We start from the raw sequence: 22,201 nt of genomic DNA, 5'->3' as shown, positions 1-22,201 counted from the left end.
CTAACCGCTAGTCGGGCACTTGATGTATTTCGACCCTTGCCGAGATGGTCCGCTAGCGGCGCGGCGCGGCAGCCGATCAAAAATAGAACGGAGAGCGCAGCCAGCTCAACATAACCTGCCCAGAGTCTGTTTCGACGGGCCAGCGCGCAATGGCCTCTTGGATGGTATATTTCACGTCCGGATGATCTGGAGCGTAGATCGCGAGGAAAAAATCAAACAAGCGCTTCTCTGAATGCGACCATGCCCAACTCAGCGCAAGTTCGCTTGGTCGCGCCATATCTATCTTCGCTTCGACAGACCAAGCATCTGTGAACTTCATTACTGATTCTAGCGCGGATGTGGTCCACATCTGCTCGAAGGCCTTTACTCTGGTGTAGCGCTCGTATTGCCGAGGCCCTTGCGCATGGAAATCGTTGATAAAGGTGATTGCGGCGTCTGTGCCTGCCTTCAAATACGCGACGTCGAGCGGCAAGGGTTTTCCCGAACTTGGTTCGGTTCGAGCATTTGGCCCCGCCTTGCTTTGGTAGATTGCGTTCCACCTGCCGCCATTATGAACGTACAGGTCACGAGTGGCTTTGAACTCCTGAACGACGGGCAAAGCCGTACTCTTGAAGGGCTTTGGTTGAAAATACTTCATGACTGTTTCGGAGATCACCTCGAAACGTTTGTATCCGAGGCTGTCAGTCTGCTTCTCCACCATCGTGACAATAAAGTCGTTGGCGTTCTTTACATAGTCCTGCAGCTTGATGTCACTGTCCTTGAGTTTGTCAGGGAAGCACTCAAGCATTTCCGAGGCGATATCCAAAAGATAGCCTTCGAACGCGCTATACACTGCGCCAAGGTACGCCTGATGGTGGAAAGTCTCATGGTCTGGAGTCAAACTCCACGACGAAGTAAGTGCCAAATAGCTTGTAGCCTTATTCAATTCCTTGATCGTCTCGTCGCGCTTCTTGATCAGGAATTTTCCCAAAGTCGCTTGTCGGCCGAATGTCATCATGCCGGCTTCATCCTTCCGTGGCGAATTGCAGTTGGGGACAAAGAGTGACTGACGGCTGCGCTAGAACATGCGTGGCCGTCTCGGTCTGGCCAACTGGACGGCGTCGATTAGACGGTACTGCGTATGGTACTGCGCGAGTGGTTGCCAACAAGGCTTAGCTACTGGTTGCACTCTGCTTTTTGGGAAAGGTCGGTCCAATCCATCATATTCGGGCTGAGCACATGAAGCGTGACATCGATGAGGCCACTAAGCTTTGAACGGTGTATCAGGGTAATCAGGATAATCTCTGTCGAGCTCCTTCAACAACTCTCCACGGAGTATCCCCCAGAGTGCTAATATTGTATCCCGTGCGATTTCGGAGTCTTGCGACGTTATCGAACTGCCGTAGCCCAAGCGTGAGATGACGGAAGAAATCTGCTTTAGACTTTCGAATGGATAAAGACCGATAGATTTCTTTTCTGGGAAGCCGTACGTCGCCAACGCACTTGCGCAGGCGCTTAGTGATTTAGCATGTTGAATGGCCAAAACGAATTTTCTGGTTTCATGGGACAAAGCTGTGCGCTCTTCCCCTACATTCCGAAACGCACCCCGTACATCATCTATTCGGCAACTTAGGCTGTGCATGACCTTCGCGTATTCAGCCTGCGTGTGCGTTGGCGAATGCGTGTACTGTATTGCGTCCTGAACTGTAACCACAATTTTCTGCCACACATCAAAGAGGGCTTTCGTGAAAGCAACCCTCCGCTGAACGCAGAACGCGAGCCAAGCAGCCCCGATAGGAATCAAAACCGCAGGAACGACCCGCAGGGCGCTGCTATATGGGTCGCTAGCATTTGGGTTACCCCAACAACTAGCGGCTAACGAAAGTAGGGAAAGTAGGAGCACTATTAAGATCGTTCCGATGACTTGCTGCTTGAAGGTTTTGCCTGTCATGGGCCGCCTCCCGGATGGCTGCTCGCGTAGCCTATCTTACGGAGGCCTCGCCTTCAATTGCGGCGAGCGATTTTTGCTCGGGACAATCGCGTACCCGCCTGTTACCGCGAGTGCGAAAGCGCCGGTAACCCGTCAAAGCTCATGGCGTTCAACTAGGCCGGTTGTCGGGAGCGCTCTTGGACGCTTCAACGAACGCGCGTCCCACATCCCCTAGTTCAGCCTTAAATTCAATCTCCATCTGCTCGTCCGGTCCCTTGCGGACGCGCACTAAGTGGCGTCGGCCTTCGTCGAGAGCAGACGCAAGGGTGTCTTGCATCTGCTCCGCGGTCAGGCCCCGGCCCCATATGTGCCGCGTGACTACCAGCTCCATGAGTCGAGCTAGGTCTTCTCGATTACCGTCCGTTCGATCTGCTCTGGACATTCTCGCAGCCACTCAAATACACATTCGAGACCGTACGACTGTTCGATTGCGGGATCGCCCGGCAGGGAGCCTGCCACCCTCAGGACGAAATCAACGTCAGACTTACGGTACATCCGGTCTTGCAGCTCGTATTCTTCACGCGTGACGGGATTACAGTCGTGGTAGTGCCTTGTAGCGATTAGTTGCATTCCCCTTGCCCCATACCCTCGGTTTGATAAATGACCCGCCCTGGAATCAGCGGCTCGACCGACTTTTGTGCGAACTGACCCGGATCGACAACGGCTTTATTTTTCGCGTGCGAGGGCTTCGCTACCTAGACGACGCGCGTGTCACAACGATAATAGGCGCCCAGAACGTAAGGTTTGTGAGGCGACAAACCTTACAGACTGTCAGGCATCGTACCTCACGAGGCCTGAGCATGCCGCCCGCTTGGGGTAGCGCTTAAGCAGTTCTCGCGAACGACGACGCCCCAGGGCACCGCTCTAGGAACAACGGCCCGCAGTACGTCACCACGGCCTGCACCGCGTCGCGCGGAACGTACTGTCGGCGCGAAGCCACGTAAGCCAAGCCGGGCAAGATCATGTCCGGCAGCGAGTCAATTAGCACGAGAGCATCAATCGAGGTCTGACATTCACGCAGCCTCGCGAGCGCAGGCACGAGGATGTCCAGCGACGGTTCATACGTTGCGCCCCGCCGGGGCGCGTACTGGATTCGCTCCACTAGAACTCCCCCTTTGCAATGCCGAGCTGAACCACGTTGACTTCGATCCGCGAAACACCATCGGGCTTCGCGTCCCTCACTTCATATAGGGCGCGATTGCAAAGGCGCATGATGCGGTAACCCTGCATGAGCGGGAACGGCAACTCCTTAACGTCCTCGAACGTCATGTTCGATTTCTTCGTCGCCACCGCAGCGAGGTCGTTAAGATGCGTCGCTTTTGTCTGAGCATCGGACGGACTATCGAAGTGAACGCCATACTGAAGCGTTGGTAGCGGGGGAGCGCTACCTGCGTTCCCCCCGACACAGCTAACCTGAGTATCTGGTATCCATCGGTGAATGACGTCCACACCGGATCGAGGGCGGCGCGATCGGATAGAAAACCCGCCTAATCCTCAGGCTGCTTCGAGCTGCCTGTGTACGCCTTCTTCTTCACTTTAGAGATGAGCATGCCCTTAGAGTGGAAATCAAACTCTCGTCGCAGAACTGATGTGTAATCCATGCGCCCCAGAACATAGTCGATCAAGTTCTGCAAAAGGACCGCCTCGTTTAATATCTCACTTTGCGATTTGTTCTTTATCGCCCAGATCATGAGGGAAATAATGTAACCGCTCCGCCGCAATCCCGCCCGCTGTAGTTGCCCCATCAGCCGTCGATAGATTTCAGTTGCGGCTTCGTCGGAAGCGGTTATTCGGCGAAGCTGTTGAACGGCACAAGGCAACGGTTCTCGGGCTTTAGCCAGCCGCGCCAATGTGGTGATGACGTATTACGGATGTTAGTAACTGGCGGGCCACCCGCGCGCGGCGGCATGCCCCAGCGCATGAGCGTCATCTCAGTCCCGCCTTCCGTGTTGCGGATCACCGGCACCGGGTAGTCCGGAAAGACGCCGGGCATTGGCTGTAGGTTTCCGACGTAGCGGTTGACCACGCGGAAGAGCGCGAGGATGGCGGCTTGGTTGGTGGTGATGCTGTAAAGGTTGCACATGTGGGCAAACAACAAGGTCAGTTATTCAGCTTTCGGCACAATACCTGAACGGCCACGAAGCACCCGATGCAATATGGCTTAGCCGTGTTACCGTAGTTGCGGACGCCCACGACGTAAGAGCCTTTTGGACAAGTCGCCGTGACTGGCCCATAACCGCCGTTGACGTTTTTGGGGTCCAAGGGACCAGGATCCTGGCCCCACTCGCCAAGGCGAGCTATTTGGTAATCGTTGTAGAGTATTGTGATAGCGCCATTCAGGAAGCCAGATATGGTCACAGCCGCAATGATGGTGATGACCATAGAGCGAGGAATGCCCTTCTTGGCAATCGATCTTGTGATTGGCGCAACATTCAGGATTAGCCAGCCGCCAAGGGCGAGAATTCCCCATTTCAAAGCCTCAACGATCAGCGCTTTTATCAGTTCGTAGGTAAGCTCCCACATTTACCTCCTCCCGTTTCAACATGTTTCCGGCTGGGGGCCCCATTAAATGTCTTGGAGCTCAGCCTTGGGCCGCTAGAGAATTGGCCGAAACACGAACCTTAAACTACCGCGACGGCCATGGCTCACAAGCAACTCCGTCCCTGTCGCGATCATGATGTCTCCAGTACCCCGGCTCTCCCAGCCTCGCCGGTGCCAAGCCAAACAAGCGGGCAAACTCACAGTTGGGCGCGGACGCGATATGTCTGAGCGTTGTCGTGACCGGCCAAGGGCTCGAAGCCAAGACCCCGAAGACCGCAACAGCTAGTGTAACGGCTGAGATCGCCATCGCCGCGTTCATGACACGGCGCAGCTTGATAGCACGATCATGACGCGACGACACCGCACGGAACCTGCGCTGCAAGTTGCGCAGTCGCTGTTCAGGACCGGGACCGGGGCGAACCGGATTGAGGTTCGGAAGGTGCGGCATGGCCAAACCAAGGAAGTGCTATACAAAAGCGTCTGACTGAAAAAAGTCTATTCCTAGTAGCTTGGTAGCAATGTCTCTGCCCGAGGTTGTGGAGCCTAGCCCACAGCCCATTAGTCCGCGCTCACGAAGTCGCCCTCGCAAATCAGGCGAGAATGCCTATTTTTCCCGCATGCGTTCATTCGAATTTTGCCTGCCAACCAAAGGCACCACGGTCCCGAACGGCCCAGATTGGCTCCATGAGGTGAAGTACGACGGATATCGCCTCCGCATGGAGCGCGACGGCGATCGCGTGCGCCTCATCACGCGCATGGGACGCGCGCGTTAGCTGCGCGTGTTGCGATGAGGTCTTCCAGTCGATCCCTGGGGCGAGTTTTTGGGTTCGCGGCATTTTTCCAACACGCGGGGCGACCTGCCGTTGATGTACACGCATCCGTTGCCGCAATGTCAAGTACTAAGAATAGTTACTTTCGCCCTTGACGAGCGGTGAGCGGCGCTCAAGCATTGGTTGTTTAATCATCTCATGCGGAGGTTAGGAAAATGACCCGCCTCAGTGCGTTCCTTTGCGCTATGTGCGCAAGCGCCGTCGCATTGTTTGCTTTCACAAACTACGCAGAAGCGCAATGTGACCCGCGAGCTTTCTTGGTTCAAGAGATGAAGGACATTCGCGCCACGGGAGAAACCGAGCTGGCCTTTGTTCTTACCGCAAGTCAGGAGGAATTCGATCAAGCAAAAAAGAGCGGCGCCTTGAGTGGTTCCTATGGGTTGATTTCCGGCTCGGGCAGCTACGCTGAAGCCAAGGAAAAAGCTGTTCGGATAGCTCAAGCTACGAAATTTGACTACCGCAGCTCCTATGCGACAAGCTATTTTTCACAAACTTACTCGGCGCGGGCCATAGCCGCTTACGAAAGCTGCCTCAATCACAAATCGGCGGGGCTGCCTATCTGGTTGCGCAGTAGAGAGGGAGATTTTCTCACGTTCGAGGCGTTCTGGGTTGGAAGAAACCTCGACGATGCAAATGCAAACTATGATGCACCACCTCTCGTAAAAGGTGGCACCCTAGTCAGCAAGCCCGAGAAGTGGACTCAGGGAAAAACGGAGCAAATAGTCATTGAGCGTACTGGCAACGGCGATGTTTTTCTTCAGCTAAAGGTCGGCGGTGAAACGAACTCCAAGGTCATCGTAAGGGATCCGCCCCAGGTTGTATGGGATACTCAGCCTGTAACCTCGGATACCGTAATGAAGACCTGTTCGCACGGCCCCAACCCGGGTTGCAGCGCCGGACAGGTGGGGGACTGCATCCATCCAAAGCACCCGGGCGGCTACTTTGTTCAAAAAACTCGCTCAGTGACGCAGTTTTCGAGTTCCGACCCGGGGCGGTATTCCGAGCAATATGATCAGGATACCCCAGCAAAGGTTTGCGTCAAAATAACGCAAAGCACGGGTGCTTGCGAAGTCACTCAATGCGCGCAGGGCCGCCTCACAGCGAACGAAACATTTCCTAGAGCCGCTGAATAGATGAAGAACGGATTTGCGCGTGCTTCCTAGGCAACGGCCCCGACGATATTGCACGTCGGGGCCCTTCAAGGTCATCAAGCCGGTTACATCCGCTGTGCCTTTTGATCCCCGATGTCGTCGATTACCGCACGCGATCTGGTGCAGAACGTCGCACGGCTGCCGTATCAGCGTGGATCACATGCTGCACGAAAGCGCTCGGCCGCCAACTCGGCCGCGGATCGTTGACTGCTTCGTAGTTGCCGGCATGCCGCCGGAGCAGCTCGTCGCCCGCATGCAGGAACTTGAGGCAGAGAAGATCATGGTCGCAGCCGGGCTCGAAAGCGCCAAAGAAGGCGACAACATCATCGCCCTGCCCCCAAGGCGCTCGACCGCTACAAGCGCGCCGTTGTGGAACTGGCTACAGAGTTGAAGCGCGGTGCCCCGACCGAGTTCGCGGCCATCCGCGAATTGGTGACGGCCATTGTCGTGCATGCCAGTCCCAGCCGACCGGGCGGTGCCGGGACAAAGGCTAATGCCGAGGATGACCGGAGTGTGCGGATTGATATCAAGGGGCGGCTAGCGGCCCTCTGCGGCAATCCAGCCCTATTCCCGAACATGGCTATGTCGGGGGGATCGTTGGTAGCGGGGGAGCGCTACCGCCTTTCCCCACACTCACCACACCTAAGATACCTTATCAAGTCCTGCGCCTAAGCCAGAGCAGCTCAAACAACGCTCACCAAAGTCATTGTCGCCCGTAGTTCCGGTGCCGATCGAAGGTCCGAACGGGTCGATCGTGTCGTTTTGGGTCTGTATCGATCAACTCCGGTCCTCCCCGGGGAGCGGATATTCCCTCGGCCGAGGCGAGCCGGCGAGCGTGATTCCCTTGTGTTGACGCAAATCATGACGAGGTCAATCAATGGTGGGCCGCGCCTGAAGAGTAACCAAGGTCAACTGTTCTACGAGGTTCTTCTCAGCGACCGCGATTCCAAGATCATCTAGTGCTTGCCGTATCGCCCAGCGTACCGTCGGAGATCGTGTAGCTGAAGCTGTCCAAGGCGAGTTGCCCCTGCCCCAGGTCGGGGAACGCGCCATTGGCTTTGGACACCACGTTTCCATCGATGCAATCTCCCGTACCTCTCCTTCAACAACCCTACACCATGGCCTCTCGACCTTTCTGGGTCAGAGGCGCATTCTTGTGGACGTCCATTTAGTTCGTGCGATAACGAGGCAAGCAGCGTTAACCGAAACCGACGAAACCTGATCCGCCGCGACCTGACGTCGGCGCAGCGCGAAGCTGATCGCGAAGCGGAAGGCGGCTCATGAAGGGATGCATCCGGAGACGCAGCACAGCGAGGATCCATCGCCGATCAAACCGCCAAAATGGCGGTTTGATCGGCGTGATGGATACCGGCAAAGAGCAGGACACCGCCTCGGACCGTCGAGCGCGATATTACGCGCGGCCGGAAACTAGGCCCCGATCTGGACCGTATCGCCGGGACGTCGCTGCACAAGCGCGCCCAAGTGGACGCCTAGCGGCGCTGCCCGACCGAGGCGAAACCATCGCCGGGCCGCTGCCGGCATTCGCATGCGGGCGTGGCTTTCTGGGGTCCGTGCAGAAAGACGGCGCAGGACGCCCCATCGACGCTGCTGATCCTCAGGGTCGCAATGCTAGGAAGTTCGTAGGCAATTTGCTGGGGGCAAAATGGTCAAGGCATTTCGCAATACGGCGATGGCACTCACTTTTGTCGTGGTCGCCGGCAGCAATATCTATTGGAATTTCACGAACGACTACATCGCCTGCGGCCTTGCGCTGGCCGCTGGGGTCGCCGCCGCCTTTTGTGTTGAGCGTGCCTTCATCAAGTGGTCCCATCGCGAGATGGTCCGCATCCACGGTCCTGACTGGAGTTCGGCGAAGGACCAACAGCCCGGCGGATGAGGCGGATCCGCGGCCGTTCAGCATCGAGACGGTTGCAGCAGACTTCGATGGCGGCGGCTCTGCTGCCGTTCGCTGCGACTGGAAACGGTTAGACATTTAGCGCAGTGTAATTACGCTCCGAAGTTGCAAGCAGGCTTGTCACCATTCGGACTAACTAAGATCGGAGTAGCAGCGATGCCCCGAAAAAACGGTTCTAACGTTTTGACTGCCGCAACAGGAGTAGCGCTTCTCATTTTGGGAATAGCCATTCTTGGTTCCTTCGTTGTCGATATAAGAGCTAATCGCGTCGTCGTTAACGGCGGCGCGTGCGTACTATTTGGATTGGTTCTTTTGTGGTGGACCTTGGTGAAAACGGAAGCTGGGGGATCGGCTTCGAAACCGTGACCATGACGGTCACAGTGGTGACGGCGGTGATCGCAATTTTGGCGTTAAACGTCGCCCCGTGAGTGCGCGATAGAGTATAGGCTCACTATAAGCCAGAACGGCCGCGATGCCGACCGTACGCCTCCGTTGACGGCCGCCTTGTTTGACGGAGGCGAGCGCTGCAGGTCCTAGGGGTAATCCTAGGAGAAGCGCTATGACGATTTCGCGGGCAGAGGTGATCACATCGGTCGAGCGGCGGCGGCGGTGGTCGCGAGATGAGAAGGAACGGCTGGTTGCAGCATCGCTCGAGCCCGGAGCCACTGTTTCCGAGGTGGCTCGCATGGCCGGCCTTCATGTGAGCCAGCTGTTCAGGTGGCGCAAAGAGTTTTGCAAGCGCGGTGAGACGAGTATAGCTCCGTTCGTGCCAGTGGAGATCGGACCGTCTGTGCCGCCGCGGCACCTGACCGAAGTGCCATTGACGACGGCGCCGGCGCGTCGACGGAGGAGCCAGGGCATCATCGAGATTGATCTCGGTAGCGGGCACCGCATCCGGGTCGATGGCGAGGTTGATGGAGACGCGCTGCGTCGCGTTGTCGATGCCCTGGTGCGCCGATGATCCCGGTTCCGACCGGCGCGCGAGTGTGGCTCGCGACAGGCTACACCGATATGCGCAGAGGCTTTCCGTCGTTGGCACTCCAGGTGCAGGAGGTGCTGCACAAAGACCCGCTCAACGGTCATCTGTTCGTCTTCCGTGGTCGCCGCAGCGATCTTGTGAAGATGATCTGGCACGATGGCCAGGGAGCATGCCTGTTTACCAAAAGACTCGAGAGAGGAAGGTTCATCTGGCCATCGGTTGCCGGTGAATCAGTAACGATCTCGCCGGCGCAGTTGAGCTATCTGTTGTCCGGGATCGATTGGCGCAACCCACAAGAAACCCAGCGTCCAACGCGGGTCGGATAGCGTTTTATGGTTTGAATCTGCGGCTTGATCTGATTCACTGGCTTCATGATGTCGAAGCCGGACGATCTTCCATCGGACCTTGCGAGTGCCCTGGCGGCGCTGCAGGCCGAGCGTGAGGCGCGGCTACACGCCGAGGCGGTGGCTGCCAGTGTGCGGGCGGAGCTGTCGGACAACGAGGCGCTGATCGCGCATCTTGAGCTGCGGATCGAGAAGCTCAAACGCGAACTGTACGGGCCGCGCTCCGAGCGCACGGCACGGCTGCTCGAGCAGTTGGAGCTGGAGCTCGAGGAACTCGTTACCACAGCCAGCGAGGATGAGCTTGCCGCGCGGGCTGCAGCAGCAAAGACGCAGAACGTCCGTTCCTTCACGCGCAAGCGGCCGGTGCGCAAGCCATGGCCGGACGACATCGAACGCGAGCGCGTCGTCATGGAGGCTCCAACGAGCTGCGCCTGCTGCGGTGGATCGCGGCTGGCGAAGATCGGCGAGGATGTGACCAGGACGTTGGAGGAGATCCCACGCCGCTTCAAGTTGATCGAGACGGTACGGGAGAAGTTCACCTGCCGCGATTGCGAGAAGATCAGCCAGCCACCCGCGCCGTTCCATGCCACGCCGCGCGGCTTCATTGGCCCACAATTGCTGGCGACGATCCTGTTCGACAAGTTTGGCATGCATATCCCGCTCAACCGCCAGAGTGCGCGCTTCAAGGCCGAGAGGATCGACCTGTCGTTGTCGACCCTGGCCGACCAGGTCGGCCACGGCACCTTCGCCGTCATGCCGCTCTTCCATTTGATCGAACGCCATGCGCTCGCGGCCGAGCGCCTTCATGGCGATGACACCACCATCCGTATCCTGGCGAAGGGCAAGTGTACCACCGGACGGATCTGGACTTATGTGCGGGATGACCGGCCCTTCGCTGGGCCCGCGTCGCCGGCTGCGGTCTATTACGCCTCGAGCGACCGACGAGGCGAGCATCCCCAGAAGCATCTGGTCGCCTTCGGTGGTATCCTGCAAGCCGATTGCTACAGCGGATTCGAACCGCTGTTCGATCCGCAGAAGAAGGCACGGCCGATTACGCCAGCATTTTGCTTTGCCCACGCACGACGGGGCTTCTTCGAGCTGGCCGACATCGAGAAAAATGCTCGGGAAGGTAAGAAGGGCAAACCGGTCTCTCCGATCGCGCTGGAGGCGGTCAGACGCCTGGATGCATTGTTCGAGATCGAGCGCGCCATCAACGGCCGCGGCGCCGAGGAGCGGCGTGCCGTGCGCCAGGAACAGAGCAAGCCGCTTCTCGAGGACATGCACGCCTGGTTGCTGCGTGAGCGCGAAACCCTCTCGCGCTCCTCCGAGGTCCAAAAGCCTATGAATTACATGCTCAGGCGCTGGGACGACTTCGCCCGCTTCCTCGACGATGGCAGGATCTGCTTGACCAACAATTGTGCCGAGCGCGCATTGAGAGGCATCGCCTTGGGACGGCGGAACTGGACCTTCGCCGGCAGCCAGCGTGGCGCCGACCGTGCCGCCATCATGCTGACGATGATCACGACCTGTCGCCTCAACGAGGTCGATCCCAAGGCTTGGCTCGCCGACGTCCTCGCCCGTATCGCCGATCTTCCCACATCGCGTCTGCACGAACTGCTGCCCTGGGAATGGAAGCTCCTGGGCCAAGCCGGCAAGCCCGCCGGTCAGCAGGCCGCCTGACCTTCACGCAACGCCATCATAGAGCTCGCCGGGCCCGCGCGCACGCGTCAATCGGGCGATCTTCATCGTATGCTTACTGCCGACCTGGCGTGCGCCGCGTTTCAGCCTGCCGAGTTACAGGCGACGACGTCATTACTCGTCGTCCAGATCCAAGAGGTTCTCGCAAAACGTGTCGCCGGTTTCAGCGCGCCGTTCAGGATCATTTCGGCGATGCGGCCCGGGTACATCGAGTGTCGCGCCGCAAGGCGCCGCGTTGGGGCGCGACCAACTGGAGCAGGGCAGCAACCTCACCCGTTTGCGTCTTGAGCATAGGGCGATAAGTGAACGACATTAGGACCTCAATTCATTTGCAAGATATGTGAACAACGCGGAAGGCAGATCCGATGTGGCCCGCCGGGTGGGCGCAGGTGATGAATCGCGGTGGCCGTGCCCGCGATCGAGCCGCGGATAGTCTTACCCAGCTTGCCCCAGCTGATCGGAAGAAGCTCTGCTAGCACTGCAGCAATGACGATAATCAGCGTTGATTGCTCAACTCGACGGGGCCAGGACGTAGTGGTTTTGCAACACGGTTAGGGGAACGACTGAAACTGGCAGCTTTCTAGCATATTGATTTAGGTTTATCTCCACGCTGCCAGTGGAGAGCCTTCATGTACATACCAGTCCCGTTTCGAGACGACGACATCGAGAACATTCGAGCGACAATCCGCTGCGCCCGATTGGCCAACCTGATCACGGCGACATCAGATGGGCCACTTGCGACCCCTCTTCCGCTCTTCCTCAATGAGAGCGAAGGCGAACACGGCGCGCTGTACGGGCATCTGGCGAAGGGCAATCCACAATGGCGCACGGCCCCGATTGGAGAAGCTCTGGCGATCTTTACTGGCGCGGACGCTTATGTGACGCCATCCTGGTATCCCAGCAAGCGACAAGCTGAACATGTGGTTCCGACATGGAATTACATCGCGGTCCACGCCCATGGGCCGATTGAGTTCTTCGAGGATCCCAATCGCCTGCTCGAGATCGTGACGCGTCTGACGAATATCCATGAGACGTCACGTGCGACGCCCTGGGCGGTCAGCGATGCGCCCGCGGATTTCATAGCCGCCCAGTTGCGTGAAATCGTCGGCGTGCGCATCCCGATCACCAAAGTCGAAGGCAAGCGCAAGATGAGCCAAAACCGCCCCGCGCCAGATCGCATTGGTGTCGCCACCGGCCTAGCGGCGAGCAAACTGGCACGGGACCAGGAAGTTGCAGCTCTTATCCCGATTCAGGACTGAAACACAAATGTGCATGACCAGCCAACAGCGCCGCTCGACCTGATGTTGCATCTACAGCTCTCCCAGGCTCCAGCGGTCGGGCCATCGATTGCCTCGCGAAATTCATTAACGGAACAGTCAGCTCGGACTTACCGCGCTGTTTAGAGACAGTTGTCCGTATTCTGACAGAGGCACAAGCTGGTGTCAGATCCAGTACAGCGCGCATAGTAAGCTAAAGTCCATTCGGCATAGCTTTCCCAGCGCCGCCTGGCATGCCCAACCATCGGCTCAGTTTATGGCTCGCGCCAAATACCACCATTCGTTCAGTGCGCATTGACGGGTACTTGGCACGATGCTTGCTGAAGATTACTCGCTTCAAGAGGCGAGGAAGAACGGCCAGGACTTGGAAAAGCAAGATGAGCGCAATGGCTTTGATCGGTGGCTTCATCCCGAGCACAGATGTTGTGAAACGTGCAGCGCGCATCGGTGCCGAAGTCAAAAATATCAAACTATCAGGCGATCTACCGGATCACGCGATCGCCGCGATCAGCAGCTTATTGCTCGAGCACAAGGTGATCTTCTTCCGCAATCAAGGACATCTCAATGACGCCGAGCAGGAGCGCTTTGCCGCTCGTCTCGGAAAGCTAGTGCCACATCCGATGCTCGGTGCTACCAAGGGGATGGCGTCGCTCCTCGAGTTGGATTCCACTCGCGGCGGCGGTCGCGCCGACGTTTGGCATGCAGATGGGACTTTCGCCGACGCCTATCCCAAGATTTTGGTCCTACGGGCAGTAGTAATGCCAACGTTCGGAGGCGACACCGTGTGGTCGAACACAGCTGCCGCTTATCTTGATCTGCCGCCGCCGCTACAACGGCTTGCCGAGGGCCTATGGGCCGTTCACAGCAATGTTTTCGATTACGCCGGGATGGCACGTGTCCGCGATGTCGACAAAAAACACTTTGACGAGGTGTTCACCAGAACAGTTTTCGAGGCCGAGCATCCCGTCGTACGCGTCCATCCCGAAACAGGCGAGCGGACGCTAGTGCTCGGCGCCTTGGTGAAGCACTTTGTTGGGGTCTCCAAATACGACGGACAAAAACTATTTGATCTTTTCCAGTCGCACATCACCGCACCCGAAAACACCGTGCGCTGGAATTGGTTAGAGGACGATATTGCGATATGGGATAACCGGGCAACGCAGCATTACGCGGTCAACGACTACGGGGACCAGCGTCGCATCGTACGTCGGGCCACGATCGAGGGTGACGTGCCTGTCAGCGTCGATGGCCGGAGTAGTGTAACGCGCCTGAAGGTAACGAATAGCCGCACTTAGACTCCAGCACTCTCGCGTCTGAAAACAGAGAGAACCCGCTAATCGGAGTTGTTCCGGGCAGACGCGGGAACACACTTTCCGATACGATATCCAGCTGTTAGCGCCAACTCGGCAGCGCCTGGGTTGATTACGGAACTATTTTGCGTCGACCAACAGCTTCGGGGACGCTTAAGCGTCACTGTCCTTCGTCAGTGGAGGGGGCGTGGCCTTCACGTTTCAGTTTAGAAAATCCTCGATCCGTCGCCATAAAGCGCGCCAACATGAGCGCGATGAGTTTAGTCGGATCGACCACTTGACCACCCTGACGCGTAAGCGCTTCTGCATATGCAATGAGATCACGATGCACGGCCGCAGGCAGTTCTGTGCTCACTTTGACGGGCTTGTCGTCTGGAAGCTCTCCTATTTTGAGTTTCGGCATGTTGTCACTTTCTATACGGCGTAAGTATGAGGTCATGATTGACGAGAACGCGAACCGGATACCCGGGGCGCACGATCAGAGTAGGCTGAATGTTGAGACTCTGCCGAACGACCTGCTGTCCAGTTTGGCTTAATGAGTCGGAGGCGCCGTGTCGCAATGCCTGGATGATGGCGCTGTCGTTGCTGTTGGAGTCCGAACCGGCCCCCAGTTCTGTCCCGACCGCCAGAAACGTCGATAGTGCCGCAGCCTTAAAGAGTTCGCCCCAGTGATTGTCAACCCGATCTTCGAGGCCTGCATATCCTGCGGTGTCAGCGCCAGGCTGCCGCTCCAGAACGATTGAACGTCCATTCGGCATGATCAGCCGGGTCCAGACAAGCAGCACACGGGATTGGCCGAAAGTGACCAGGCTATCGTAAATCCCGATCAGGCGCGCTCCTTGAGGCACAAGAAGAAAGCGGCCGGTCGGCGTATCAAAAACATTCTCGGTTACCTGCGCTGTAACTTGGCCTGGCAGATCCGATCGAATTCCAGTGATGAGCGCCCCTGGAATCATCGTCCCAGCCTGCACGATGTATGGTGAAGCGGGTCTGGTGACACGGTCAGGGCTTACCGTGCGACGGTCGACAGAGGCGTTCACGAAGGCAAGCTTGCGGTCCTGGCCGTTCTGCGCAGATCCATCGTCGCCAGTGCTCGTTGCGTTCGGTGGCACCACGCGGTCACTTCCAACCGCCGCAGGGACGGGCGGACGCACGTCTCTTCCATTGGTCGAAGCGAACAAACGGCTGATACGCGCAGCTTCGGTCTCTTGTTCTCGACGCTGCTGGTCCGGATCAGCGCCGATCGTCGGCGGCTGGCCCTGGGCCGCGAGGATCGGTCGACCGAGATCCCCGGGGAGCGGCGGGCCAAGCTGCGGTATTGGCTGGCGCGGAACGCCAGCATAGTCCTTCGGCAGCGTCGTAATTCCGTCGGCAACATTGTGATGGTCGGTACCGTAAAGCTCATCGGCCGCCTGATTACGGGAGCGATTGTTCTGCAGCGACCACAGCACCGCTCCGCCGATGACAAGCAGGGCAAACGCGATCCCGCCGGCCAAGACCTTTCGTGACAATCTTGTCACGCGCGGATGCTCTGCTCTCAAGCGGAAACTTTCTGACTGCTCCCATTGTGTCTCCGGGGGAACTGCTTGCTCCCCATCGTTTACATTCCGGGTGTTCATGACGACGGCCTCCCGTCAGTCCTGACAATCCTGACCTTCTGCTGGTGCTCACCGCCTAGCCTGAGTTCAGCGGCAGCAAACAGCCGATCGACGATCAATACGTTGGTGTAAGCGCGATAGTTGACGAGCTCGGTTTTGCCATCCGGACCGATGACAAAGAGCGGAGGCATCTCACCTTGCACGATGCCTTGCGGGAATTCGATATAGACCTTGCGCCCATCGTCGTATGCAGCAATCGGACGCCAGGGAGGACTGTCCCCTTCGATGGCATAGCGGGAGATGCGCCGCGCCGGGTCCGGAAGAATGGGCTTCAGAGCGACCGAACGCGATCGTTCCCGTGCAGTTTCTGGATAGTACCAGGCAACAGACGGCATATATGGCCGTTCGCGGGCGCGGAGCTCGATCAGGTAGGTGCGCCGGTCGGTATTGACGACGAGATTGGTCTCGATCGAAGCGCGGGTCGGCTTGACCAGGATATGGACGCGCCGCGTGTCGCCGCTTCCACTCTCGGTATCGCCCACGACCCAGCGTACGGTATCTCCGGCCGCGATTGGCCCCGATCCCGTCAACTGCTCCCCCTCCTCGAGCGCGATATCCGTGATCTGCCCCGGCGCTGCGTAAATCTGATAGAGCGCCCCAGGACTATAGGCGTAGATTTGCGCTGCGTTGAAATACCCCCGCTTGCGCGGTTCCACGCGGGCTGCGCCGTTTGCGGTCTCAACCCGGCTCACGGGTTCAGCGTCTTCTTTCCCTCCCGACTTGCCGCCGAGAGCAGGCTTCCAGAGGGGCGGAACGTGAAGAGGTCGCGATCTGTCGTCGAGAGCGACGGGCGTCGCCGGCAGCGGAGGAACTTCAGCGTCATAGCTGATCTCCGGCGGAATGTAGGTCGCGCACCCACCGAGCACGGACGAGCAAAGCAGAAGAGCGGATAGAAGTGCACGCTTCGAGCTCACGAACTCCGGCCAAGCCGAATTGAGCCTGCTTTTCTGAATGGAACATTTCGAATGAACGTCAGACGGCGTCTTGGTCACTGACCCAACTCCTTTGACCAGTTGATGGCGCGGACATAGACGCCAAGGGGATTCTTGCGCAGACGTTCGGCATCGCGCGGCGTCTCGATCACGATCGTTAGGATTGCAGTCCAGCGCTCAGTCGAGCTCAACGAGCCGTTGTCGTAGATGCGCTGGGTCCACGCGACCCGAAAGCTTTCCGACGACGCGCGAATGACGCTCGAGACGTCGACGGAGATTTGCGCCTTGCCAAGTCTGGCAAAAGGATCATTGTTGCGCGCGTAGTCGTTGAGCGCAGCGGCGCCGCGATCGGTCGTAAAATCATAGGCCCGGAGCCAGTTTTGGCGCAGAACGATGCCGTCGGCCGGCAGGCCTCTGACATCCTCGATGAAGCGCGCCAGATGGTAGGCGATCTGGGCATCTGTCGGTTGATAGTCGATGTTTGCCGGCGCGACCCTTTGGGCCTTGCCGAGATGATCGACCTCCACCACCCACGGCGTGATTGATCCCCGGCTCGATTGCCAGACAAGGCTGCCAGCGAGACCGGCCGACAGCATCAAACAGCCAAACGCCATTAGGCGCCAGTTCTTGGCTTGCACGCGCGCCGATCCAATGCGTTCGTCCCAAACCTGTGCGGCCTTTTGATATGGCGTAATCGGCTCGGGCATGCGCCCGTAGTGAACTGATGGTCGTTTGAACATCGGGTTGCCCTTGATATCGAGTGATCGGTTTCAAGTCGTGCGCTAGGTGGATTTGAGGCGCTGCTGTGCGGCGGAGATGCAGTGGTGCGTCTCAGCGTTCTCCTTCGGACAAATCGACGGAGGAGCCGCTGCCACCGTGATCGCCCGAGCGGACAGCGTGGCCAGCGGCCGAGGCACCATGCCGAATGGTCTGAGCACGCTTCATGCGGCGCGCCCAATCAGGCTGCCCTTCAGCCGAGGTGCTCGCGCCTTGCTCGCCTGCTCGCCCTCCTCCGAAGGCAGCCGCGGCTCGACGCAAAGGGCTCATCACAGCAGAGCTGCCGGCCTCCGCGATGCCAGCAACGCCGCCCCTTCGATATGCGGCTGATGCTCCGCTTAGGACAGCGCTGCCACTGCGCGCGGCGCCTGCAACCGCACCGCCAGCGAGACCGGCACCGCCAGCGGCGAGTCCCGCGCCAGCCGCAACAATGCCGCCAGCAGCAAGGCCTGTTCCAATCGCGGCCCCGGCGCCGAGTTGAGGTCCGCCCGACACTAGGCCGTTTGCGATACCCGGGCCGAAGATGCCGAGGCCCAGCAAGGAAAGCGCCGCGAGCACCAGCGTCATCGCGTCTTCGATGGTCGGCTGTGCATCGCCGAAACCTACGGTGAACTGCGAGAACAGGGTCGAGCCGATGCCGACGATGACGGCCAGGACCAGGATCTTGATGCCGGAAGATATCACGTTGCCCAGCACTCGCTCCGCCGCGAAGGCGGTCTTGCCAAACAAGCCAAAGGGAATGAGCACGAAGCCGGCTAGCGTCGTGAGCTTGAACTCGATCAGGGTGACGAAGAGCTGGATCGCCAGAATGAAGAAGGCGAGCAGCACCACGACCCACGCGAACAGGAGAACGACGATCTGGACGAAATTCTCGAAAAAGCTGATGTAGCCCATCAGGTTGGAGATCGAGTCGAGCAATGGTCGGCCGGCATCAAGGCCGACTTGAGCGATCTTTCCAGGTCTTAGGAAATCCGATGCAGATAGGCTTGCGCCCGATGCTTTCAGTCCAAGACCAGCGAAGCTCTCGAAGACGATGCGTGCCAGGCTGTTCCAGTTACCGATGAGGTAGGCAAAGACGCCGACGAAGAGCGTCTTCTTGACGAGGCGCGCGATGACGTCCTCGTCCGTTCCCCAACTCCAGAACAATGCGGCGAGCGTGATGTCGATCGCCGCAAGAGTCGTTGCGAGATATCCGACATCGCTACCGAGCAGTCCGAAACCGTTGTCGATATAACGCGTGAACGTTTCAAGAAACTGGTCAATGATCCCCGTACCTGTCATGGCTTGCTCGCCTCAGGGGTCGCCAGGTTCGGATATCCCTGGGGGATCCGGCTTTGATCCTTTGGAGCGAGCGCCACGCCGGCGGCGGATTCGTCGCGGCCTGGAACTGCGGCACCGTCCATCTTGCCAAAGAAGCGACGGCGGTTTTCGGCCCAAACTTGCTTGCAACGCTCATAACGCTCTGCTTGCTCCGCAGTGACGCTGCGGCAGGGCGCGAGGTCTGAGCTGGTTGCGTCTGCCGTTTGCTCCGCCTTCGGCGGCGGAGGACCGTCTCCGCCGCGAAGCTGAATCGTGCAGGCAGTGACGACCAGGACGCCGATTGTCGTAAGCAGCGACAACGCCGTGAATGCCCGGATATCGGTCATCAGTGGAACATCTGCACGTTGGATGATTGATAGCCCTGCCCTGGCGTGAGAAACCGCCGAAGCTGCTCGCGGCCTTGGTCCTGGGCCGCCGCGCGTTGCGCGGCTTCAAGGCTTTGCGCCCTGCCCTGCGCCGTCACGACAGCCGTGAGGTCGGCGAGCTGCTGCGCGTTCAATGCCAGAATCTGATTGCCGGCCTGTGTCGCCTGCAAGGCACCGATAGCGCCTTGGCTCGAGCTAGCGAGCGCGGAGGTCTGGACGCGGTTGGTGTCGAGGTTGCCAACGATGCCTGCCTGGACACGAAGCGCGTCTTGCGTTGCGGCATATGAATTCTGCCAACGCGATTGAGCATTGGCGATCAGCAACTGATCCGACTGGCTACTGGTAGCTGGTGCGTAGCTCGTCGAGAAGACACGATCGATCTGCTGGACGTCGTAGGCAATGCGCTGGGCTTGGGCCAGCAATTGCTGAGTCCGCTGGATGGAAGATTGCAGTTGCTGTATCGACGAGTACGGCAGGTTTGCCAGGTTCTTCGCCTGGCTGATCAACATCTGCGCCTCGTTCTGCAACGAGGTGATCTGATTGTTGATCTGCTGCAGCTCTCGTGCGGCAGTCAGGACGTTCTGAACGTAGTTATTGGGATCGAAGACGATCAGCGCCCTTGCAGGCGCCGTGACGCCCAGGATCAGCGCGACCGTGCCAGCAGCCGCCAATAGACCAAGACGCCTCATATCAATTTCTCCAGATTGACGAGATTGGGGATCAGGTCGAGGACCCACGCGACGTCGCGGTGCTGGAGCCAAGCCGGCACAAAGCCGTCAGGTCCATGTTCGGCAAAAAGTTGCGCGATGACAGCCTGGTCGGTCTTGGAAGAAGCTGCCGTAAAGGCGAGCGCGACTTCACCAAGCCCAAGTTCGAACATACGGTTGCCCCGGCGCGACTGGCAGTAGTAGTCGCGCTTCGGCGTTGCCCGGCTCAGAAGTTCGATTTGGCGATCGTTGAGACCGAAGCGGCGGTAGATGGCGGTGATCTGCGGTTCGATTGCCCGTTCGTTCGGTAGTAACAGTCGAGTTGGGCAGCTTTCGATTATAGTCGGCGCGATCGCGGAGCCGTCGATATCCGACAACGACTGGGTAGCGAAGATGACAGACGCATTCTTCTTCCGAAGCGTCTTCAGCCATTCGCGGAGCTGGCCGGCAAAGTCCTCGTCGTCGAGGGCAAGCCAGCCTTCATCGACAATGAGGAGTGTCGGCCGACCATCAAGACGATCACCGATACGATGGAAGAGATACGCCAGCACGGCTGGGGCAGCGCTCGTTCCGATCAAGCCTTCGGTCTCAAATGCCTGGACCGACGCCTCGCCGAGGCGCTCGAATTCTGCATCGAGCAAGCGCCCGGACGGACCGCCGAGGCAATAAGGTTGCAAGGCGCGCTTCAGAGAGCTCGATTGGAGCAGGACGGACAGGCCTGTCAGGGTGCGCTCCTCCCTCGGCGCTGAAGCGAGAGACGTCAGCGCCGACCACAGATGATCCTTGACCTCCGGGGTGATCTCGACCTTCTCCCGTGCCAGGATCGCGCAGATCCATTCGGTGGCCCATCCGCGCTCTGAGGGATCATCGATCCAGGCCAACGGTTGCAGGGCGACAGGGTTTTCGTTCCCGTCAGACAGTGCACCGCCAAGATCATGCCAATCACCACCCATGGCGAGCGCGGCCGCCCGGATCGAACCACCGAAGTCGAATGCAAAGACCTGGGAGTCCGGGTAACGCCTGAACTGTAGCGCCATCAGCGCGAGCAGGACCGACTTGCCAGCACCCGTCGGTCCCACCACAAGGGTATGGCCGACATCACCGACGTGGAGCGAAAACCGGAAAGGCGTGGATCCCTCGGTCTTGCCGAACAGGAGCGGCGGCCCCTTGAAGTGCAGGTCCCTGGCTTCGCCCGCCCACACGGCCGACAGCGGAATCATGTGGGCGAGGTTGAGGGTCGACACCGGTGGCTGCCGCACATTGGCGTACACATGGCCCGGCAAGCCACCGAGCCAGGCTTCGACGGCATTCACCGTCTCGATCATGCAGGTGAAATCGCGGCCTTGGATGACCTTCTCGACTAAGCGCAGCTTTTCATCAGCGGCATTGGGATCAAGGTCCCAGACAGTGATGGTCGCAGTGACAAAGGCTTGTCCGATCTGATCGGACCCCAGTTCCTGCAACGCCGCGTCGGCATCAAGCGCCTTGTTGTGGGCGTCGGTATCGAGCAGCGTCGAGGCCTCGTTGGTCATGACCTCCTTGAGGATGGCGCCGATGGATTTCCGCTTGGCGAACCACTGCCGGCGGATCCTGGTCACGAGCCTGGCGGCATCGGTCTTGTCGAGCATGATCGCGCGGGTCGACCAACGATACGAAAACGGCAGTAGATTGAGGTCATCCAGGATCCCCGGCGTCGTCGCTCCCGGAAAGCCGACGATCGTCAGAACCCTCAAGTTGGCTGAGCCCAACATCGGCTCGAGCCCGCCGGTAAGCGGCTGATCGGCCAACAGCGCATCGATGTACATGGGAATTTCGGGTACTCGAACGCGATGACGCTTGGTCGAGATCGTCGAGTGCAGATAGGTCAGCGTGCCCTGATCATCGAGCCAGGCGCATTCCGGCATGAACCCTTCGACCAGTTGAAGCACGCGGTTGGTTTGGTCAATAAATGCGCGGAGAACCTCACGCGCGTCTGCTCCAACGGTGCGATCCCGCCCCTCATAGAGAAGTCGTTCTGCCTTGGCAGCCCCTTCCTCCGGTGGCAAATAGAGGAAGGTCAGGAAATAACTGGACTCATAGTGGGTGCCCGCCTCTTCAATCTGAGCTCTACGCTCCGTGTCGACCAGCGCGGATGCGACATCCGGAAAGGTGCTCGGAGGATAGGCTCCTGCAAAATGTCGCTGCGCCTCGACGAACACGGCCCAGCCGGATCCCAGGCGACGCAAGGCGTTATTCAAGCGACCGGCGACGGCGACAAGTTCAGCCGGCACTGCGCTGTCGAGGTCAGGCCCCCGGAACTTCGCCGTCCGCTGGAACGAGCCGTCCTTGTTTAGGATGATTCCCTCGTCGACCAGGGCTGCCCAGGGCAGGAAGTCGGCGAGCCGCGCGTTGGAATGGCGATATTCAGCAAGGTTCATCATGACCGAGA

Annotated in this window: 21 protein-coding genes and 1 pseudogene; 8 read left to right on the top strand and 14 right to left on the bottom strand. The window is 58.9% G+C overall.

Going from position 1 to position 22,201, the window contains the following annotated elements:
• Positions 1 to 76: 76 nt before the first annotated feature.
• The 6 genes and pseudogenes from XH88_RS17595 to XH88_RS17570 all read right to left on the bottom strand — a co-directional run bounded on the left by XH88_RS17595 (position 77) and on the right by XH88_RS17570 (position 4,817).
• Positions 77 to 997, bottom strand: coding sequence for a hypothetical protein (locus XH88_RS17595; protein ID WP_271669526.1), 921 nt, complete (start codon positions 995 to 997; stop codon positions 77 to 79).
• Positions 998 to 1,243: 246 nt separating this feature from the next.
• Entirely contained in the window at positions 1,244 to 1,930 is a 687-nt protein-coding gene (locus XH88_RS17590) for a hypothetical protein (protein WP_271669525.1), read from the bottom strand.
• A gap of 1,140 nt (positions 1,931 to 3,070) precedes the next feature.
• A complete protein-coding gene (locus tag XH88_RS17585) occupies positions 3,071 to 3,238 on the bottom strand; it encodes a hypothetical protein (protein ID WP_164937378.1) in 168 nt (55 codons plus the stop codon).
• A gap of 520 nt (positions 3,239 to 3,758) precedes the next feature.
• Positions 3,759 to 4,052, bottom strand: a pseudogene (locus XH88_RS17580) (SOS response-associated peptidase family protein); the annotation flags it as partial.
• Between the two features lie 17 nt (positions 4,053 to 4,069).
• Complete coding sequence (locus tag XH88_RS17575) at positions 4,070 to 4,492, bottom strand: hypothetical protein (protein WP_128948389.1); 423 nt, start codon at positions 4,490 to 4,492, stop codon at positions 4,070 to 4,072.
• A 103-nt stretch (positions 4,493 to 4,595) separates the two neighbouring features.
• Positions 4,596 to 4,817, bottom strand: coding sequence for an excalibur calcium-binding domain-containing protein (locus XH88_RS17570; RefSeq protein ID WP_245471749.1), 222 nt, complete (start codon positions 4,815 to 4,817; stop codon positions 4,596 to 4,598).
• Positions 4,818 to 5,495: 678 nt separating this feature from the next.
• Here XH88_RS17570 and XH88_RS17565 point away from each other — a divergent pair.
• The 8 genes from XH88_RS17565 (at position 5,496) to XH88_RS17530 (ending at position 13,999) form a co-directional block, all read left to right on the top strand.
• A complete protein-coding gene (locus XH88_RS17565; RefSeq protein ID WP_128948388.1) occupies positions 5,496 to 6,473 on the top strand; it encodes a hypothetical protein in 978 nt (325 codons plus the stop codon).
• Between the two features lie 178 nt (positions 6,474 to 6,651).
• Positions 6,652 to 6,882 (top strand): hypothetical protein, encoded by a 231-nt coding sequence (locus tag XH88_RS17560; protein WP_271669524.1) that lies wholly within the window; start codon positions 6,652 to 6,654, stop codon positions 6,880 to 6,882.
• A 1,272-nt stretch (positions 6,883 to 8,154) separates the two neighbouring features.
• A complete protein-coding gene (locus XH88_RS17555; protein ID WP_128948386.1) occupies positions 8,155 to 8,388 on the top strand; it encodes a hypothetical protein in 234 nt (77 codons plus the stop codon).
• Positions 8,389 to 8,965: 577 nt separating this feature from the next.
• The gene (tnpA, locus tag XH88_RS17550) at positions 8,966 to 9,367 is read left to right on the top strand and encodes an IS66-like element accessory protein TnpA (protein WP_271669523.1); all 402 of its coding nucleotides are present in this window, start codon (positions 8,966 to 8,968) and stop codon (positions 9,365 to 9,367) included.
• On the top strand, positions 9,364 to 9,711 hold the full coding sequence (gene tnpB / locus XH88_RS17545) for an IS66 family insertion sequence element accessory protein TnpB (RefSeq protein ID WP_038937265.1): 348 nt from the start codon (positions 9,364 to 9,366) through the stop codon (positions 9,709 to 9,711). The genes tnpA and tnpB overlap by 4 nt, the downstream gene beginning before the upstream one ends.
• A gap of 45 nt (positions 9,712 to 9,756) precedes the next feature.
• Complete coding sequence (gene tnpC, locus XH88_RS17540; protein WP_271669522.1) at positions 9,757 to 11,409, top strand: IS66 family transposase; 1,653 nt, start codon at positions 9,757 to 9,759, stop codon at positions 11,407 to 11,409.
• 647 nt (positions 11,410 to 12,056) lie between these two features.
• Positions 12,057 to 12,686, top strand: a complete 630-nt coding sequence (locus tag XH88_RS17535; protein WP_271669521.1) for an FMN-binding negative transcriptional regulator — start codon at positions 12,057 to 12,059, stop codon at positions 12,684 to 12,686.
• Positions 12,687 to 13,081: 395 nt separating this feature from the next.
• A complete protein-coding gene (locus XH88_RS17530; protein WP_271669520.1) occupies positions 13,082 to 13,999 on the top strand; it encodes a TauD/TfdA dioxygenase family protein in 918 nt (305 codons plus the stop codon).
• Positions 14,000 to 14,174: 175 nt separating this feature from the next.
• Here XH88_RS17530 and XH88_RS17525 read toward each other — a convergent pair whose 3' ends face one another.
• The 8 genes from XH88_RS17525 to trbE form a co-directional block, all read right to left on the bottom strand.
• A complete protein-coding gene (locus XH88_RS17525) occupies positions 14,175 to 14,417 on the bottom strand; it encodes a DUF2274 domain-containing protein (protein WP_128948383.1) in 243 nt (80 codons plus the stop codon).
• Positions 14,418 to 14,421: 4 nt separating this feature from the next.
• Positions 14,422 to 15,633, bottom strand: a complete 1,212-nt coding sequence (locus tag XH88_RS17520; protein ID WP_271669519.1) for a TrbI/VirB10 family protein — start codon at positions 15,631 to 15,633, stop codon at positions 14,422 to 14,424.
• Positions 15,630 to 16,664, bottom strand: a complete 1,035-nt coding sequence (trbG, locus tag XH88_RS17515) for a P-type conjugative transfer protein TrbG (protein ID WP_271669518.1) — start codon at positions 16,662 to 16,664, stop codon at positions 15,630 to 15,632. Before trbG ends, XH88_RS17520 begins: the two co-directional genes overlap by 4 nt.
• Positions 16,661 to 17,344, bottom strand: coding sequence for a conjugal transfer protein TrbF (trbF, locus tag XH88_RS17510; protein WP_128948381.1), 684 nt, complete (start codon positions 17,342 to 17,344; stop codon positions 16,661 to 16,663). The genes trbG and trbF overlap by 4 nt, the downstream gene beginning before the upstream one ends.
• A gap of 91 nt (positions 17,345 to 17,435) precedes the next feature.
• Positions 17,436 to 18,662, bottom strand: a complete 1,227-nt coding sequence (gene trbL / locus XH88_RS17505) for a P-type conjugative transfer protein TrbL (protein WP_271669517.1) — start codon at positions 18,660 to 18,662, stop codon at positions 17,436 to 17,438.
• A complete protein-coding gene (trbK-alt, locus tag XH88_RS17500) occupies positions 18,659 to 19,027 on the bottom strand; it encodes a putative entry exclusion protein TrbK-alt (RefSeq protein ID WP_128948379.1) in 369 nt (122 codons plus the stop codon). The genes trbL and trbK-alt overlap by 4 nt, the downstream gene beginning before the upstream one ends.
• The gene (gene trbJ, locus XH88_RS17495) at positions 19,027 to 19,755 is read right to left on the bottom strand and encodes a P-type conjugative transfer protein TrbJ (RefSeq protein WP_271669516.1); all 729 of its coding nucleotides are present in this window, start codon (positions 19,753 to 19,755) and stop codon (positions 19,027 to 19,029) included. The genes trbK-alt and trbJ overlap by 1 nt, the downstream gene beginning before the upstream one ends.
• Entirely contained in the window at positions 19,752 to 22,193 is a 2,442-nt protein-coding gene (gene trbE / locus XH88_RS17490; RefSeq protein ID WP_271669515.1) for a conjugal transfer protein TrbE, read from the bottom strand. Before trbE ends, trbJ begins: the two co-directional genes overlap by 4 nt.
• Positions 22,194 to 22,201: the final 8 nt, after the last annotated feature.

Source organism: Bradyrhizobium sp. CCBAU 51627, from assembly GCF_028128765.1.
GTDB lineage: Bacteria > Pseudomonadota > Alphaproteobacteria > Rhizobiales > Xanthobacteraceae > Bradyrhizobium.
Note: the sequence above shows the minus strand (reverse complement) of the source record. Positions and strands in the feature narration are given on the sequence as shown.